The organism is Methylobacterium sp. WL119 (assembly GCF_008039875.1).
GTDB lineage: Bacteria > Pseudomonadota > Alphaproteobacteria > Rhizobiales > Beijerinckiaceae > Methylobacterium.
The window spans coordinates 44,296-61,458 of record NZ_VRUU01000014.1 but is presented as its reverse complement, the minus strand read 5'-3'; the positions used below and the strand labels follow the sequence as shown (position 1 = coordinate 61,458).

The 17,163-nt window shown below is 73.0% G+C and carries 12 protein-coding genes; 4 read left to right on the top strand and 8 right to left on the bottom strand.

The genetic code is table 11. From position 1 onward, the window contains the following. Positions 1-55 precede the first annotated feature (55 nt). The 5 genes from FV227_RS08480 to FV227_RS08460 form a co-directional block, all read right to left on the bottom strand. Positions 56-1,252: an acyltransferase gene (locus tag FV227_RS08480; protein ID WP_147858732.1), complete on the bottom strand. Its 1,197-nt coding sequence runs from the start codon at positions 1,250-1,252 to the stop codon at positions 56-58. After that, positions 1,249-2,442 carry a glycosyltransferase family 4 protein gene (locus FV227_RS08475; protein WP_147858731.1) on the bottom strand — a complete coding sequence of 398 codons (1,194 nt, stop codon included), beginning with the start codon at positions 2,440-2,442 and terminating at the stop codon, positions 1,249-1,251. Before FV227_RS08475 ends, FV227_RS08480 begins: the two co-directional genes overlap by 4 nt. Next, positions 2,442-4,652 carry a polysaccharide biosynthesis tyrosine autokinase gene (locus FV227_RS08470; protein ID WP_147858730.1) on the bottom strand — a complete coding sequence of 737 codons (2,211 nt, stop codon included), beginning with the start codon at positions 4,650-4,652 and terminating at the stop codon, positions 2,442-2,444. The genes FV227_RS08475 and FV227_RS08470 overlap by 1 nt, the downstream gene beginning before the upstream one ends. A gap of 107 nt (positions 4,653-4,759) precedes the next feature. Beyond that, positions 4,760-5,929: a glycosyltransferase gene (locus tag FV227_RS08465; protein ID WP_147858729.1), complete on the bottom strand. Its 1,170-nt coding sequence runs from the start codon at positions 5,927-5,929 to the stop codon at positions 4,760-4,762. 245 nt (positions 5,930-6,174) lie between these two features. After that, positions 6,175-7,299: a glycosyltransferase family 1 protein gene (locus FV227_RS08460; RefSeq protein ID WP_147858728.1), complete on the bottom strand. Its 1,125-nt coding sequence runs from the start codon at positions 7,297-7,299 to the stop codon at positions 6,175-6,177. A 53-nt stretch (positions 7,300-7,352) separates the two neighbouring features. On the opposite strand from FV227_RS08460, the gene FV227_RS08455 reads away from it, so the two are divergent. Genes FV227_RS08455 through FV227_RS08440 form a run of 4 tightly spaced genes read left to right on the top strand, consistent with a single transcriptional unit; the run spans position 7,353 to position 12,801 of the window. Then, a complete protein-coding gene (locus FV227_RS08455; protein ID WP_147858727.1) occupies positions 7,353-8,666 on the top strand; it encodes a glycosyltransferase family 4 protein in 1,314 nt (437 codons plus the stop codon). Further along, positions 8,647-9,939 carry a glycosyltransferase family 4 protein gene (locus tag FV227_RS08450; RefSeq protein ID WP_187274727.1) on the top strand — a complete coding sequence of 431 codons (1,293 nt, stop codon included), beginning with the start codon at positions 8,647-8,649 and terminating at the stop codon, positions 9,937-9,939. The genes FV227_RS08455 and FV227_RS08450 overlap by 20 nt, the downstream gene beginning before the upstream one ends. A gap of 52 nt (positions 9,940-9,991) precedes the next feature. Then, the gene (locus FV227_RS08445) at positions 9,992-11,485 is read left to right on the top strand and encodes a lipopolysaccharide biosynthesis protein (RefSeq protein ID WP_246686581.1); all 1,494 of its coding nucleotides are present in this window, start codon (positions 9,992-9,994) and stop codon (positions 11,483-11,485) included. 14 nt (positions 11,486-11,499) lie between these two features. Next, a complete protein-coding gene (locus tag FV227_RS08440) occupies positions 11,500-12,801 on the top strand; it encodes a hypothetical protein (RefSeq protein ID WP_147858725.1) in 1,302 nt (433 codons plus the stop codon). A gap of 317 nt (positions 12,802-13,118) precedes the next feature. Here the strand turns inward: FV227_RS08440 and garD are convergent, their stop codons facing one another. The 3 genes from garD to FV227_RS08425 all read right to left on the bottom strand — a co-directional run bounded on the left by garD (position 13,119) and on the right by FV227_RS08425 (position 17,142). After that, positions 13,119-14,702, bottom strand: coding sequence for a galactarate dehydratase (gene garD / locus FV227_RS08435; protein WP_147729191.1), 1,584 nt, complete (start codon positions 14,700-14,702; stop codon positions 13,119-13,121). A gap of 28 nt (positions 14,703-14,730) precedes the next feature. Beyond that, complete coding sequence (locus FV227_RS08430; RefSeq protein ID WP_147858724.1) at positions 14,731-16,110, bottom strand: MFS transporter; 1,380 nt, start codon at positions 16,108-16,110, stop codon at positions 14,731-14,733. Between the two features lie 147 nt (positions 16,111-16,257). Beyond that, entirely contained in the window at positions 16,258-17,142 is an 885-nt protein-coding gene (locus FV227_RS08425; RefSeq protein ID WP_147858723.1) for a 2-hydroxy-3-oxopropionate reductase, read from the bottom strand. Positions 17,143-17,163 lie beyond the last annotated feature (21 nt).

The following is a 17,163-nucleotide window of genomic DNA, read 5'->3' as shown; positions in this document are numbered from 1 at the left end:
CCCGCCGCGCGACGGTGTGACCCCGCGGAACGCGTGCCACGAGCGCGATGGCCCGTCATGCCCCCGCCCGCACGCCCGCCGCGCCGGCGTCGCGCGGCCGGCCCTGCAGCCAGCGCAGCACCGGCCGCTCGACGCTGCGATGGAAGGCCTCGGTCGCGGCGATCGACACGGCGACGAGGAGCAGCGTCAGCGGCCAGAGCAGGCCGGCGCTCAGCGGCAGCCGCGGCAGGACCGCCTTGGCGGCAAGGAAGACGAAGGGGTGCAGCAGGTAGAGCGCGTAGGACGCGTCGCCGATCCGCGCGATCCGCCGGGCGATCGCCTGGTCGAACCGGTGCCCGCCGAGGACGAGGCCGGCGACGATCAGCACCGCGCCGCCGCCCCAGATCAGGGTGCGGGCCCAGCCGTAATTCCCGGGCGCAGACGAGGCGTCGAACCCGGACAGGTCGATCGACGCCCAGACGCCGACCCCGAGGCCGCAGAGCAGGACGCCGCCGGCGACGCCGAGCCGGACGCCGCGGCGGAACAGCAGCGCGAGGCCGATGCCGGCGGCGAATTCGAGCACGATCGGCCGCAGCCAGAACCGGAGCGGGTCGAAGGCCGGCGGCCGCAGCCAGGCCAGGAGCACGCCGACGGCGAGGATCGAAACGGCCGCCAGCGCCGCCCGCTCGCGCAGGGCCGCGGCGGGCGCGGAGGCCTTCATCGCCCGCGCCGCGAGCATCATCGCCCCGGCGAAGACGAGGTAGAACGCCATCTCGTAGTTCAGCGTCCAGCCGAGATCGAGGATCGGGAACGGGTAGTCCGGCCCGAAGCCGCGGGTGTCGAACGGGATGAACAGGTACGAGGTCGCCACGTCCGCCAGGCTCGGCGCGGCGGCCTGGCCGGCGGCGGCCGCGGCCAGCAGGACGACGAGGCGCAGCGTGAGCGCGAACCAGTACAGCGGCACGATCCGCAGCAGGCGGCGCTTGAGGAAGCGCGCGGCGCCCCCGGGCGCGCCGAACAGCGGCTCGGACGCGTAGACGATGATGAAGCCGGAGATGACGAAGAACAGGTCGACGCCGGCCCCGAGCGGCAGGGCGGCGAAGCGCGGCATGGCGAGGCCGCGCGCCTCCGCCTGGAGCGCGAGCAGGAGCTCGGCATGGAGCAGGACGACCATCACCGCCGCCACCGCCCGCAGGATCTGCACGCCGTCGAGGCGGTGAAGGCGCCCCGGCGCCGGCCGATCGAGGGCGCCCGTCGTCGTCGCGGCGGTCATGCCGGCCGGTCCAGCGAAGCGCCCGCGATCGCGGCGGCCCGTCGCTTACCGGCCGCCACGCGGCGGACGATCTCGGCCAGGCTCGCCTGCATCCGCGCGGCGCCGTAGCGCGCGCGGGCCGTCGCCTGCGCCCGGGCGACCTGGGCCGAGAGCCCCGGCGGCGCGGACAGGACGCGGGCGATGGCGTCGGCGAGCGCCCCCGCGTCGCCGGGCGGCACCAGGGTCCCCGCCGCGCCCCGGTCGAGGATCTCGGCCGCCGCGCCCGTATCGGTGGCGATCACCGGCGTCCCGACCAGCATCGCCTCGACCAGGGTGCGCCCGAACGGCTCGGGTGCGATCGAGGGATGGATCACCGCGTCCACCGCGCGCATCAGGCGCGTCACGTCCCCGCGCTGGCCGAGGAAGTGGACGCGGTCGGCGAGCCCGCGCTCGGCCGCGCGCGCATGCAGACCGTTCGCGTAGGCGTCCTCGCCGAACAGGGCGGTGCCGGCGACGATGCACGCCGTGCCGGGCGAGCGGGCCAGGGCCTCCAGCACCACGTGCTGCCCCTTCCACGGGGCGAGCCGGCTGAAGACGCCGACCAGCGGGCCGTGCGGCAACCCGAGGCTCGTGCGCAGGGCGGCCGGGTCGCCGGGCTCGCCGTCGAGGTCGAGGCCGTTGGGCACAATCTCTATGAGATCCCGGCGCCCGCCCGCCGCGACGAAGGCGTCGGCGGCGGCCTGCGACGGAACCACGACCCGGGCGGCGAACGCGTTGGCGAGGCGGACCTGAAGCCCACGCTGCGCCGCCCCGAAATGCGCGGGATCGAGGATGTCGTGCAGGTGCCAGATCAGCGGGCGGCGCACGAGAGCCGCGGCGAGGGCCGAGAGGACGAAGGCCTTCTGCGAGTTGGCGTAGACCACGTCGTGGGCCTTCGCGGTCCGCGCCAGCGCCAGGATCGTCGCGGCGAGCCGTCCGGCCAGTGGAATCGCGCGCCAGGGCGAGCCGTCGCGGCGCAGGGACGACAGCCCGGATCCGTGCCGCGCACGGACGACCGCCAGCCCCCGCTCCCGCAGCGCGGTCGCGAGCGGCCCGTCCTCGAACAGGAAGGCGGTGGCGCCGCGCCAGGGTCCGACGGCATCGCACAGCACCATCTCGGCGCCCGACATCGTGCTGGTGTGGTTGACGAACACGACCCGCGGACGGTCCATCACGCGGCTCCGAGATAGCGGCGCGCCGGCTCGTGCCCGGTGTCGTAGAACGGGTGGTCGTCGGCCCGCACCATGGTGATCGCGAGCCCGAACACGTCGCCGCCGGCCTCGCGCAGGCCGTTGACGGTGGCGCTGATCGCCGACACCTGCGAGCGGCCCCAGCGGGTGCAGCACAGCACGCCGTCGACCTGCCGCGCCAGGATCTGGGCGTCCATCAGCATCGCCGCGGGCGGGCTGTCGATCAGCACAAGGTCGTACTTGCGGGCCCAGAGCAGCAGCTCGGTCATGCGCTTGCCCATCAGCAGCTCGGTCGATTCCGTGGTCGCCGCGCCGGCGGGGATGGCGTCGAGGTTGGGCGTCGCCGTCGCGATCACCGCCTCCCGCGGCAGGGCCTCGCCGCGCAGCACGCCGGCGAGGCCGGGGCCGGCGGGCAGGTCCAGAGCCGTCTCGAAGACCGGGCGGCGCAGATCGCATTCGAGGACGAGCACGCGGCGCCCGCTCGCCGCGTTGAGCTGGGCGAGCGCGAGGGTGGTGAAGGACTTGCCCTCGCCGGGCGCGGCCGAGGTGAGCAGGATCGCGCGGCTCGTGCCGTCGACGCCGGCCAGCATCAGCCGGGCGCCGAGGTTGCGCAGGACCTGCTGCATCAGCGGATCGCTGCGCGCGTCGCGCAGCGCCGCGGCGAGCGGCAGCTCGCCGGCGGCGGCCCCCATCCGTCCGAGCAGCGCCGGTCCGCCGGCGGCGCGCAGGTGCGGCAGCTGGGCGAAGACGGGGGCGTGGGCCACCGCGGCGAGCTGCGTCGAGGTCCGAACGCTGCGGTCGGCGCGTTCGCGCAGCAGCGCGGCGGCCGCGGCCAGCGCGGCGGCCAGGACGAAGCCGGCGCCGAGGAACAGCAGCGGCTTCGGGGTGACCGGCGCGGCCGGCACGTCGGCGAGGCTGACGAGCCGGGTGCTGCCGACGAGGATGCGGCGCTCGGTCTCGAGCTCGTTGGCGCGCTTGTACAGGTCGGTGTACTGGCCGCGCTTGATCTCGGCGTTGCGCACCATGCCGGCGACGACCGATTCGTCGTCCATCGCGGACGCCGCCTCGGCCTTCGCGGTCTCCATCTGCTGGCGCAGCGACTCGGCGAGCGCGCTCGACGCGTCGAAGGTCTTCTTCAGGCCGGCGCTGATGCTCGCGACCTCCCGGTCGACGCGCAGCTTCAGGCCGGCGAGCTCCGTGCGCATCGCCTGCAGCGTCGGATGGTTCGGCCCCAGCACCGTGCCGGTGTTGGCGATCTGCGCGGCCACCACGTTCATCTGCTGCTTGAGGTCGCCGATCGTCCGGCTCGCCAGCACCGCCGGGGCGTTGATCGAGCCCCGGGCCTGGTCGGCGTTGATCTCGGAGAGGCGCGCCGCGGCGTCGGCCTTGGCGGTCTCGGCCGCCGAGAGCTGCTGGGTGATGGTGCTGAGCCGCTCGGAGGTGATCGGCGCGTTGGCGCCCGACATCAGGCCCTTGCGCCGGCGGAAGGCCTGGATCTTGGCCTCGTCGTCGCGCAGGGACGCGTCGAGCTGGCGGATCTCCTTCCACAGCCACTCGGTCGCCGCCTCGCGGCTGTTGGCGAGCACGCCGCGCTGGTCGTCGAGGAAGGCGGTGATCAGCGCGTTGGTCAGCGCCTGGGAGGTCTCCGCGTTCGGCGAGCGGTAGGCGATGTTGATGACGCGCGAGCGGCCGGCGCCGGTGACGACGTAGCGGCGCTGCAGGTAGTCGACCACCAGGTCGGTGTTGCCGCGCAGCTTGTCGCAGCCGTCCTCCTTGGGCGGCAGCAGGCTCGCGAGGAGCCCGCCGCGCGCGATTTGCCGGCACTCGGCCACAACCTTCTCGACGACGTCGCCCGAGGCGACGAGGCGCATGATCCGCGGCGCGCGGATCACCAGCATCTGGCTCTCGATGTCGGCCGGGTCGCCGAGCTTCTGGATCCAGGCGACCGACGCGTTGGCGTTGTTGCTGCCGGGCTCCGGCTCGGCCACGATCACCGAGCCGACCGCCAGGTACTGCACCGGCGCGACCATCAGCAGCCCGATCGCCACCGACATGACGCCGATGAAGACCGCCGCGAACAGGCGCCGCCGCCGCCAGATCGTCGCGAACGGGCCGGCTTGGTCGGTGGCCGGGCCCGAACGCGGCGCGGCCGGCACGGCGGTGCGGGCAGGGTTGAGGTAGGACGTCGTCATCGTCGACCACCGGGTCTGGCGCCGGTTCGCGAACGGGGTCGCGCGACCGTGCGGAAGGGATTGTGAGGTTCGGGCCGCCGCGCGCGGGCCGAGCGTGGCGGATTCGGTCAGGCCAGGGCCTTGAGGCGGTGGCCCGAGCGCTCCTGGCCGGCGCCGAGGTCGCGGTGGAGGGCCATCTGCTCGTCGACGAAGCCGGCGAACCGGGTGCGGAACACCTCCGGGGCGAACAGCGCCGCCTGGGCGCGGCAGGCGGCGCGCGAGAACATGCCCTCCTGCTCCGTGAAGTCGCGGACGCAGGCCGCGATCGCGGCGGGGTCCGGCTCGGCGAAGAACATGCCCGAGCGGTTGGGCGGGAGCGTCGCCACGGTCTCGCGCGCGCCGCCGCGGCCGAGCGCCAGCACGGGGGTGCCCTCGGCCTGCGCCTCCACCGGGATGATCCCGAAATCCTCCTCCGCCGCGAACACGAAGGCGCGCGCCGTCCCCATCAGCCGGCGGAGCTCGGAATCCCCGACGAAGCCGGCGAACGTCACGTTCGGCCCGGCCGCCTCGCGCAGGCGCGCCTCCTCGGAGCCGGTCCCGGCGACGACGAGCCGGAGGTCCGGCAACAGGGCGAAGGCCTCGATCACCGCGCGCACGTTCTTGTACGGCACGAGGCGGCTCGCCACGAGGAAGTGGTCGCCGCGCGGCAGATCCGCCCGGATCGCCGATTGCGTGACCGGCGGATGGATCACCTCGGCGGCGCGGCCGTAGACCTTGCGGATGCGCCGGGCGACGAAGGCGGAGTTGGCGACCACCGCGTCCGGCCCGCTGGCGGTGCGGGTGTCCCACAGGCGCATCCGGTGCAGGATCATGCGGGCGACCATGCTCTTGACGCCGTGCTCGTACCCGCTCTCGCGCAGGTAGCTGTGCTGCATGTCCCAGGCGTAGCGCATCGGCGAATGGATGTAGGACACGTGGACCTGGCTCGGCCCGGTCAGGATGCCCTTGGCGACGGCGTAGCTGCTCGAGATCACGAGGTCGTAGGCCGAGAGGTCGAACTGCTCGACGGCGATCGGCATCAGCGGCAGGTAGGCGCGGTGCCGGGTGCGCACCAGCGGCATCCGCTGCAGGAAGCTCGTCCGCGTGGCGCCGACGCCGATCTTGGCGCGGTCGGCCGGGCTCAGGAAGTCGAACAGCGTGAAGACGTCCGCCTCGGGATAGATCGCCAGGATCTCGTGCAGGACGCGCTCGGCACCGCCGACGACGTAGAGCCAATCATGGACGATCGCGACGCGCATCTTCGAGACCTCGAAGGAAGGGGCACCGAGGCGAAGCCCGATGTGGATGCAACTTACAGGTGTAATCACCTGAATGGTCGCGGCCAATGCTGGTGATAGGCGGAGATGCTTGCACTTTTAGAAATATCGACGGCTCAAAGGCCTGCCGACAGCGCAAAGACTGCTGAATTCGCCCGCTTGGTAAATCTTAACTATGCTGAAGCGGCTCGGCGCGCGGTTCCGGCCCGCCGCCGGCCGCGCCGGCCTCAGAGCGGGCGCGGCGGCGGGTCGCCGCCTGCGAGCACGGCGTCGAGGAGGTCGGCGTAGCCGCGGGCGGTGGCGTCCCAGGTGTAGTGGGCCTGGTTGCTCCGGCCCTTCGCGACCAGGCTCTCGCGCAGGGCCGGCTCTTCGATCAGCCGGCGCAGGCAGGCGGCCAGGGCGCCGGCATCGGTGGGATCGAAGGTCAGGGCGCCCTCCCCTGCGACCTCCGGCGTCGCGGAGCGGTCCGAGCACACCACCGGGCAGCCGAGCGCCTGCGCCTCCAGCACCGGCAGGCAGAAGCCTTCCGCGAAGGACGGAACGCAGAGGCACAGCGCGCCGCGGTAGAGCGCGGCGAGCCTCTGGTCGTCGATGCGCGACAGGCGGACCACGCGGGAAGCCGCCCCGAGCCGCCGGAGCGTCCCGGCGACGGCGTCGGCGGGGTCCTCGCCGACATGGACGACGGCGAGATCGGGATGGGCGTGCGCGATCGAGGCCACCGCTTCGGCGAGCAGGCCGAAGTTCTTGTTGTGCGTGGCGTTCCCGACGGCGAGCACGTAGGGGCCGGCGACCTCCGCGGGCGCCCCGACGGCGAGGGCCGCAGGGTCGAGCACGGAAGCCGAGGGGATCACGCGGACGCGCCCGCGGACGGCAGGGTAATGCTGCTCCAGGTCGCGCCGCGTCGCGTCCGAGACGGCGACGACGGCGTGGTTGCGCGCCAGCATCAGCCGGAAGACCCAGTCGGTGATGAGCGCCTCGCGCGGGCCGGTGCTCTGAGGGATCGTGCGGAAGTACAGGTCGTGGACGACGACGATGCGCGCCCGTCCGCCGGCGCCCGCGCCGTAGGGGTCGATGTTCAGCACCACGTCGATGGCGTGCCGCCGGCAGCAGGCCGGAACGGTGACGAGCTGGGCCAGCACGTCGAGGACCACGATGCGTGGGCGGCGCACCGTCACGACCGCGACGGCGTCGCGCCACGCCGCGGGGAGCTCGGCCCGGGTCCAGGGCGAGCGCAGCACCACGGCGACGTCGGGCCGCCGGACGAGCTCGCCGATCAGCGCGAAGGCGACGCGGGCGACGCCGGACGGCTTGCCGCCGAACTGGCTCGGCATGTTGAGCAGGATACGCTTCATCGACTGGCAATAACCCCGGACTAGGGTCGATCTAGCACCGTCAGATTGATCAGATGCGTATTCTCCACCTCTCATCGCTGTATCAGCCCGAACAGGTCGGGGGGGCGGAGCTGATGGTGGAGACCCTCGTGCGGATGCAGGCGGGTCTCGGGGCGCAGGTCGGCGTCGCCTGCCTGTCGCGCCGGGCGGAGCCGCCCGACCGGTCGGGCGCGGCGACGATCTACCGCCTCGGCCACGGCACCCCGTTCTACGTCCTCGACTGGGCCGAGCACGGGCGGCTCGACCGCCTGCGCTACAAGCTCGCCGCGCAGTGGGACGGGCGCACGCTCGCCGCGATGGAGGCCGCGGTGCGGGATTTTTCGCCCGACGTGGTGAACACGCACTCGATGTCGGAGCTGACGCCGCGGATCTGGCCGATGCTGCGCCTGCTCGGGGTGCCGGTCGTCCACACGCTGCACGACTTCACGAGCCTGTGCAGCAACGGCGCGATGGTGCGGCACGGCCGCGCCTGCGAGCGGCAGCACGCCAAGTGCCGCGCCTACGCGCTCCTGCACCGGCTCTGCCAGCGGCCGGTCGACGCCGTGGTCGGCGTCGGCAGCGACATCCTCGCCCGCCACCTCGCGGCCGGGTTCTTCCGCGACGTGCCGGCCGCGTTGCGGCAGGTGATCTGGAACCCGATCGAGGCGGGGCCGCCGCCGGCGCCGCGCGCCCTCCCCTCGGGCGGGGTCACGTTCGGCTACATCGGCCGGATCGAGCCGTCGAAGGGCGTCGACACCCTGATCGAGGCCTGCCGCCGCCTGCCCGGCACCGGCTGGCGGCTGCGCGTCGCCGGGCGCGCCGTCGACGGGCTCGACCGCTACGAAGGCCTCGCCGCCGGGCTGCCCGTCGCCTTCGACGGGTTCGTCGCGGCCGACGCCTTCCTCGACGGCATCGACTGCCTCGTCGTCCCGCCGGTCTGGCCCGAGGCCTTCGGGCGCACGGTGGCCGAGGCCTACGCCCGCGGCGTCCCGGTGATCGGCACCGCCGTCGGCGGCATCGCCGAGCAGGTCGGCACCGACGATCCCGCCTGGCTCGTGCCGCCCGGCGACGCGGCGGCGCTGGCCGCCGCGATGGCGCGGATCGTCGCCGACCCCGCCCGCCTCGCGACCGGCCTCGGCAACGCCGCCGCGGTCGCCGAAGGAACTCGGCCGCAGGCGGTCGCCGCCCGCTACCTCGACCTCTACCGCAGCCTCCTCGCCCGTGAGCCCGCCGTCGCCCACGGATCGGCGTCCCAAGGATCGACGTCCCAAGGGTCAACGTCCCAGGGGTCAACGCCTCGAGAATCAACGCCTCAAGGATCAAGGCGCCATGCGCATCCTGCACCTTAGCTCGCTCTATCCGCCCCACATCGTCGGCGGCGCCGAGCGGTCCGTCGAGCATCTGGCCGAGGAGCTCGCCGGCCTCGGGCACACGGTCGCCGCCGCCTGCATCGAGCGGCAGGCCGAGCCCAAGACCGTGCGCAACGGCGTCACGGTCTACCGCATGGCGCATCACAACGACTTCTGGCTCGAGGACTGGGCGCAGCACGGCCGCTTCGCGCGCAACGCCGCCAAGCTCAAGCAGCAGTGGAACTTCGCGATCGCCGCCGATTTCGGCCGGGTGCTCGACGACTTCCGGCCGGACGTCGTCAACACCCACTCGCTGCTCGACATCTCGACGCTGGTCTGGCGCGAGGCGGCCCGGCGCGACATCCCGATCGTGCACACGGTCTGCGAGTACGACCTGATCTGCGGCAACGCGGCGATGTTCAAGCACGGCGCGCCGTGCACGCACTGGCACCTCGGCTGCAAGGTCGTGAACGCCTCCAAGCAGCTGACCAACCGCTGGGTCGACGCGGTGGCGAGCGTCGGCACCCGGATCCTGCAGACCCATGTCGACCATGGCCTGTTCCGCCACCTCGCTCCCGAGCGGCGACGGGTGATCTACTATTCCTGCACGGTGCCGGACGGCGATCCCGAGGCGCGCCGCCGGGTCGACCGGAGCGCCAAGCCGATGACCTTCGGCTATCTCGGGCGGATCAACGTCGAGAAGGGCGTCGGCACGCTGATCGACGCGCTGGCCGAGATCGGCTCACGCGCGCACGCCACCGAAGGGAATCCCGCCTCCGGCGGCTGGCGCTGCCTGATCGCGGGCCAGGCGATGGACGACTCGATCGAGCGGTTCAAGGCGAAGGCCGAAGGGCTGCCGATCGAGTTCGTCGGCTGGGTCGACCCGAAGGACTTCCTCACCGAGGTCGACGTCCTCGTCGTGCCCTCGTTCTGGGCCGAGCCCTCGCCGCGCACGGTCTACGAGGCCTACGCCATGGGCGTGCCGGTGATCGGCGCCGATTCCGGCGGCATCCCCGAGCTGATCGGCGAGGACAACGCCGACTGGCTGTTTCGCGCCGGCGACGCGCCCGACCTCGCGGACCGCATCCGCACGGTGCTGGCCCGCGGCCGCGCCAGCCTGCCGGACGAGCGCGCGTTCCAGCACGTCCTGCGCGAATCGACCTCCGAGCGCGTCGCCGAGAAGTATCTCGACCTCTACGCCGAGCTTCTCGCCGAGCGCCGCGGCATCGCGCCGGAACCGTCGCCAGCGCACGGCATCCATCATGGCGCCTAGCCCGCCCGGCCCGTCCGCCGCGGCGCCGGACGCGGCTGCGACCCGGGACGATATGGCCGGCCGCTCCGTCCGGGCGGCCGGGTGGGTCGCCGTCAGCGCAATCGGCAACGTCGTCCTGAGCTTCGTGGTGTTCCTGGTGCTGGCGCGCCTGCTCGACCCGAGCGAGTTCGGCCTCGTCGCCGTGGCGGTCGTGTTCATCGACATCCTGCTCATCGTCACGCGGGGCGGCCTGCCCGACCTCGTCGTGCAGACCGACCGGCTCGACGACGGCTTCGTCGACACCGCCTTCTGGGTGGCTTTGGCCTCCGGCTGCCTCTACGGGCTGGCGCTGGTCGCGCTGTCCTGGCCGATCGCGTGGATGCTGCGGATCCCCGAGCTGCAGCCGGTGCTGGCGGCGCTCGCCGCCACCTTCGTGATCGCGGCCGCGGGCGTGATCCACGAGGCGCGGCTGCAGCGCCTCTTCGGCTTCCGCAGCCTCGCGATCCGGGCCCTCGTCGCCAACCTGATCGGCGGGTCGGTGGCGATCGCGCTCGCGCTGAACGGGTTCGGGGTCTGGAGCCTGGTGATCCAGCGGCTGCTCGCCACCGGCATGACGACGCTGCTGACCTGGGCGGCGTTTCCGTGGCTTCCCGGATGGCGCTTCGTGCGCGCCCATGCCCGCCGCCAGCTCGCCTTCGGCTCCCGGGTGTTCTCGACCCAGCTCCTCCTGACGCTCAGCATCCGCAGCCAGGAGGTGGTCGCCGCCTACTTCCTCTCCACCGCCGATATCGGCCTGCTGCGCATGGCCTGGCGCTGCATCGACCTGATCAGCCAGGTCGCGGTGATCCCGCTCGCGGCGGTCGCGCTGCCGACCTACGCCCGGCTGCAGGACCGGCCGCGCGACCTGGCCGCGGCCTTCGACGGCTTCGTCGCGATGTCGGCGGTGCTGGCGCTGCCGGCCTTCGTCGGCATGGCCGTGGTGGCGCCGCACCTCGTGCCGCTGCTCTTCGGCGAGCAGTGGCGCGACGCGGTGCCGGTGCTGCGCATCCTGGCGCTGCTCGGCCCGGAATTCGTCGCGACCTCGATGCTGTGGATGATCTTCACCGCCTCCGACCGGACCGGCACCGCGCTGGTCCTGTCGGCCGCGCAGTTCACGATCACGATCCTGGCCTCGTTGGTGACGGCGCCGTTCGGCCTGTCGGCCCTCGTCGTCGGGCACGTGCTGCGCGCCTACCTGTTCTCGCCCGTGGTGGTGCGGGCCGCCGGCCGGTTCGTGCCGGTCGGCACCGTGGCGGTCGCCGCCTCGCTGGCGCCGATCCTCGCCTGCTCGCTCGCGATGGGCGCCACCGTGTTCCTGGCGCAGGATCGCCTCTACGCGCGGCTCGGCGACCACGCCGGCCTCGCGGCGGCGATCGGCCTCGGCATCCTGATCTACGGGATCCTGGCGCTGCTGTTCCTGCGCGCGCCGCTGCGCCGGAGCGTCGCGCTGATCCTGAACCGCAAGGCCGCCCTGGTCGCCGCCGCCGCGCCGCGCGCCGAGGCGGTGCCCGCGGCCGCGACGCCTTAGACGAGGTGCGATCGATGAGGCCCCATGGACCGACCCGCCGCCTCGTGCTGGCGGCGGGCGCGTCGGCGCTGGCGGCACGCCCGGCCCTGGCCGGCCCGCTGCCGTCGTATCCCAGCGAGGACTTCGCGCAGTCCGTCGGCATCAACACCCATTTCGGGCACGACGGGACCCCGTACGTCGACCGGTTCGCGCGCTGCGCGGCGGCGCTCGACGCCCTCGGGATCCGGCACCTGCGCGACGACATCGTCCTGCCGGCGGGCGAGCCGCCATCGGGGCCGCCGCCGCAGTTCCGGCGGATCGCCGAGCTGGCGCGGGCCGGCTACCGGTTCAGCCTCGTCTTCTACGACGGGCTCGACGTCGGGCCGCTGGTGCCGCCCCGGCGCCTGCCCGACATCGCCGCCTGGAGCGCGGGCGGGCTCGCGATCGCCGAGGGCAGCAACGAGCCCAACATCGCCGCCGGCGCCGGCCGCCCGCAGGCCTCGGCCGAGCACCAGCGCGCGCTCTACCGGGCGGCACGCAACGCCGGCGGCGCGGTGAAGGTCGCCGGGCCGAGCTACGTCCAGGCCAACGTCGCGGCGGCGGAGTCCCTGGCCAACGCCGTCGACTACGGCAACATCCACCCCTACCCCGGCATGGAGCACCCGGAGAACGCCGGTAACGGCGACCTGCGCCGCTTCGTCGCCGCCGCTCAGCCCATCTTCGGCCGCGCGCCGCTGCTCGCCACCGAGAACGGCTACCACACCGCGCTCGCCACCCGGAGCTTCCACTTCCCGGTCTCGGAGGCCGTGCGGGCGCGCTACACGCCCCGCCTGCTGCTGTGGAGCTTCCTCCAGGGCATCCGCCGCACCTACCTCTACGAGCTGGCCGCCTCGGTCGACCGGGGCGAGGGCGACCCGGAAGGCCGGTTCGGCCTCCTGCGCTTCGACGGCTCAGCCACGCCGACCTTTTCCGCGGTCGCCAACCTGATGCGCCTGTTCCGGGCCGGCCCGGCCGTGGCCGGCCCCGCCCTCGACGTGGCCCTCGACGCGGCCCTCGACGCGGCCCCGCGCGACCTCCAGGCGATCCGCTTCCTGCGCGGCGACGGCGCCGTCCTCGTGCCGCTCTGGCTCGGGATCGACGGCTGGGACCGGGTGCAACGCCGGGCACGGCCCGACGCGCCGGCGCAGGGCGTGACCCTCACCCTCTCGGGCGTCCCGAAGGCGGCGCGGCTGCACCGCTTCGCCGACGACGGCTCGGTCGGCGTGGAAACGCTCGGCCCGGCCCGGACGCTGACCCTCGGCGTGACGGACCGGCTCGCGATCCTCGAGCTGGTGTAGGGCGGCCCTACCGCCCAGCGAAAGCCCGTGGCGATCCGCTCCACCGTCGCCGAGAAGATCCGGTACCGGGCGAACGACGGGTCGAGGATCTCGATCGCCGGGTCGGGCAGGCGCTCGGACGGCTCGAAGGCGGCCTGCGCAGGCCCGGCCCACGCCGTCGTGGCGGCGGCGCCCGCCAGCGCCAGCAGGGTCCGGCGATCGAGTGCGCCCATCGTGTCCTCCCGGCCGGTGTCGTCCCGGCCTGTCCGTCGCTCGGTCCCCGGCGGGCACGGCGCATGGCGTGCGGCGTGTCCGCTCCTTCCGTGGCGTCGGAACCCTCAGGTGATCGGCGCCGGGTTGAACAGCGTCAGGTCGTTGAACAGGCCCCAGCGGTCGGACCACGGCGTCTTGCGCCCGCTCGCCACGTCGAGGATGAGCTGGAACAGCTCGCGGCCGACCTCCTCGATCGTCGCGTGGCCGGTGGCGATGCGGCCGGCGTCGAGGTCGATCAGGTCGGACCAGCGCTGGCTGAGCTCGGTGCGGGTCGCGACCTTGATCACGGGGCATTGCGCGAGGCCGTAGGGCGTGCCGCGGCCCGTCGAGAACACCTGGAGGGTGATCCCGGAGGCGAGCTGCAGCGTGCCGCAGACGAAGTCGCTCGCCGGCGTCGCCGCGAAGATCAGGCCCTTCTCGCGGACCCGCTCGCCCGGGGCGAGCACGCCGGAGATCGCCGAGGTGCCGGATTTGGCGACCGACCCGAGCGCCTTCTCGACGATGTTGTTCAGCCCGCCCTTCTTGTTGCCGGGGGACGGGTTGGCGCGCCGGTCGGCCTCGCCCTTGGCGAGGTAGTCGTCGTACCACGCCATCTCGCGCACCAAAGCCTCGGCCACCGCTGGCGTCTTGGCGCGCGGCGTCAGCAGGTGGATCGCGTCGCGGACCTCGGTGACCTCCGAGAACAGGACCGTGCCGCCGGCGGCGACGATCAGGTCGGCGCAGTACCCGAGCGCCGGGTTGGCGGTGACGCCGGAGAACGCGTCGCTGCCGCCGCATTGCAGGCCGACCACGAGGTCGGAGGCCGGGCAGGTCTCGCGCCGGCGCCGGTTCAGGATCGCGAGCCGGGCCTCGGCCATCGCCATGATGCTGTCGAGCATCATGGAAAAGCCCTGGTGGCGCTCGTCCTGCATCCGCACGACGCCGCCGTCCTGCGCGTCGTCGCCGTCCGGCAGCAGGCGCTCGGAGACGAGCTTCTCGCAGCCGAGGCCCACCACCATCACCTCGCCGCCGAAATTCGGGTTGCGGGCGAGGCTCTGGAGGGTGCGGATCGGGATCACCGCCTGCGGCGCGTTGATCGCGACGCCGCAGCCGTAGGCGTGGGTCAGCCCGACCACGTCGTCGACGTTGGGGAAGCGCGGCAGCAGCTCCGCCTTGATCCGCCGGATCGCCACGTCGAGGGTGCCGGCGACGCATTGCACGCTGATCGAGATGGCGAGGATGTTCTTGGTGCCGACCGAGCCGTCCGGGTTGCGGAACCCCTCGAAGGTGCAGCCGGTCAGCGGCGGCAGGGGCGCCGGCACGCGGGTCGCCATCTCCAGCGCGTCGAGGGCGGGGGCGGTCGGGGTGGCCACGCGCGATTCCTCGACCCAGGCGCCGCACGGGATATCCTGCGTCGCGATGCCGACGACCTCGCCGTAGCGCCGGACCTCGCCGCCCTCGGGGATCGCGGCGAGCGCCACCTTGTGGCCCTGCGGCACGAACTCGACGAGGGTCAGCCCGTCCGAGAACACCGTGCCGGCCGGCAGCCCGAAGGCGTTGACGACGATGGCGACGTTGTCGCTCGCGTGCAGGCGGATGGTGCGGGGGGCGTCGCCCAGGGCGGGCCCGGCCGGCGGCACCGGCGGGGCTTCGATCACGGCGTCTGGCATCGCATGCTCCCTGGCGGTCGGCGGTCGGTCAGGCGCGGCGCAGCTCCACCCGCCGGATGTCGCCGACGAGGAGGAGATAGGCGCTCATCGCCACGAGCGCGTTGATCCCGACGAAGACCAACGCCGTGTCGAACGAGCCCGAGGACTGGACGAGATAGCCGATGATGATCGGCGTGGTGATGCCGGCGGTGTTGCCGAACATGTTGAACAGCGCGCCGCTCAGGCCCGCCGCCTCCTTGGGCGAGGTGTCGGACACCACCGCCCAGCCGAGCGCCCCGAGGCCCTTGCCGAAGAAGGCCGCCGCCATCAGGCCGATCACCAGGGCATGCGAGTCGACGTAGTTGCAGGCGATGATCACCATCGACAGCAGCATGCCGGCGATGATCGGCAGCTTGCGGGCGATGTTGAGCGAGCCGGTCCGGCGCAGGAGCGCGTCGGAGATCACGCCGCCGAGGATGCCGCCGACGAAGCCGCACAAGGCCGGGAGCGAGGCGGTGAAGCCGGCCTGGAGCACGGACATGCCGCGCTGCTTGACGAGGTAGATCGGAAACCACGTCAGGAAGAAGTAGGTCATCACGTTGATGCAGTGCTGCGCCACGTAGATGCCGAGCAGCATCCGGTTGCCGAGGAGCTGCTTGATCGTTCCCCAGGTGCCGGCGGCGGGGGCGGCGCCCGCCCGCACCGGCTTCGCGTCGCGCGCTGTCGACGTGGTCGCGCCCGACGGCGCGGCGCCGACCTGCACCAGCGCGCCGCCCCGGGCGATCTCGTCGAGCTCGCCCGAGGTGACGCTCGGATGGTCCTTGGGGTCGTGGATCAGCCAGACCCAGAGCAGCACCATCGCCAGGCCGATCAGGCCCATGCTGAAGAACGCGTAGCGCCAGCCGAAGCTCTGGGTCACCCAGGCGGTGAGCGGCGCGAACAGCACCGGCGCGAAGTATTGGGCCGCGTTGAACACGGCCGAGGCCTTGCCGCGCTCGGCCGCCGGGAACCAGGCGGTGACGAGGCGGGCGTTGCCGGGGAAGGACGGCGCCTCGGCGATGCCCACCAGCATCCGCATCAGGAAGAACACCGCCACCGCGGAGCCCGCGCCGAGGAAGCCGGCCCAGCCCTGGACGAAGGTGAAGAACGACCAGAAGAACACGCCGCCGGCATAGATCCACTTGGTGCCGTAGCGGTCGAGCAGCCAGCCGCCGGGCAGCTGGGCCGCGACGTAGGACCAGCTGAAGGCGGAGAGGATGTAGCCCATCTGCACGGGCGTGATGCCGAATTCCTGCGCGATCGGCACGCCCGCGATCGAGATGATCGCGCGGTCGGCGTAGTTCAGCACCGTGACCGCGAACAGCACGAGGAGGATCAGGTAGCGCACGCGCATGCGCGTCGCGCTCTGCACCGGAATCGCCAGCGACATGGTTTCCTCCTCGGGATCGCCCGACGGATGCGTGCCCGTCGCGGTCGGTTTCCTTGAGGTTTCCAGATTAGTCCGCCCGGTCGATACCTTCCAATCCAAACGATGGATCGATCGATACCATCGCGGCATCGATCGATCGAGCGTGGGTCAAGCGGCGCCGACCTCGTGGTTCGCCATGATCTCCAGCGCGCGGACCATCGCCGAATGGTCCCAGGCCGCCCCGCCGTTGGCGACGCAGGCCGAGAACAGCTGCTGCGCCAGCGCCGTGGCCGGCAGGCTGAGCCCGAGCGCCCGGGCGCCCTCCAGCGCCAGGTTCAGGTCCTTCTGGTGCAGCCCGATGCGGAAGCCCGGATCGAAGGTGCGGTCGATCATGCGCTTGCCGTGCAGCTCGAGGATGCGCGAGGTGGCCAGGCCCCCGGTGATCGCCTCGCGGACCTTGGCCGGGTCGGCGCCGGCCTTCGAGGCGAACAGCAGACCCTCGGCCACCGCCTCGATGGTGAGCGCGACGATGATCTGGTTGGCGACCTTCGCCACCTGGCCCGATCCGACCGGGCCGACATGGGTCACGGTCTTCCCCATGGCCGCGAACAGCGGTTGTGCGCGCCCGAAATCGGCCTCGTCGCCGCCGACCATGATCGAGAGGGCGGCGTTCTTCGCCCCGACCTCGCCGCCGGAGACCGGCGCGTCGAGATAGGCGCCGCCGCGCTCCCTGATGCGGGCGGCGAAGTCCTTCGTCGCGATCGGCGAGATCGAGCTCATGTCGATCACGGTCGTGCCGGACCTCAGGCCCGCCGCGACGCCGTCCGCGCCGAACAGCACCGTCTCGACGTCGGGGGTGTCCGGCAGCATCAGGATGACGACGTCGGCGCGCTCGGCGACCTCGGCGGCGGTGGCGCAGGGCGTGCCGCCGGCGGCGACCAGGGCCTCGGGCACCGCCCGGCGGCTCTTCAGGAACAGGCTGTGCCCGGCGGCGATCAGGTGCCCGGCCATGGGCGCGCCCATGATGCCGAGGCCGATGAATCCGATGTTCATGGTGGTGTCTCCCGGAATGGC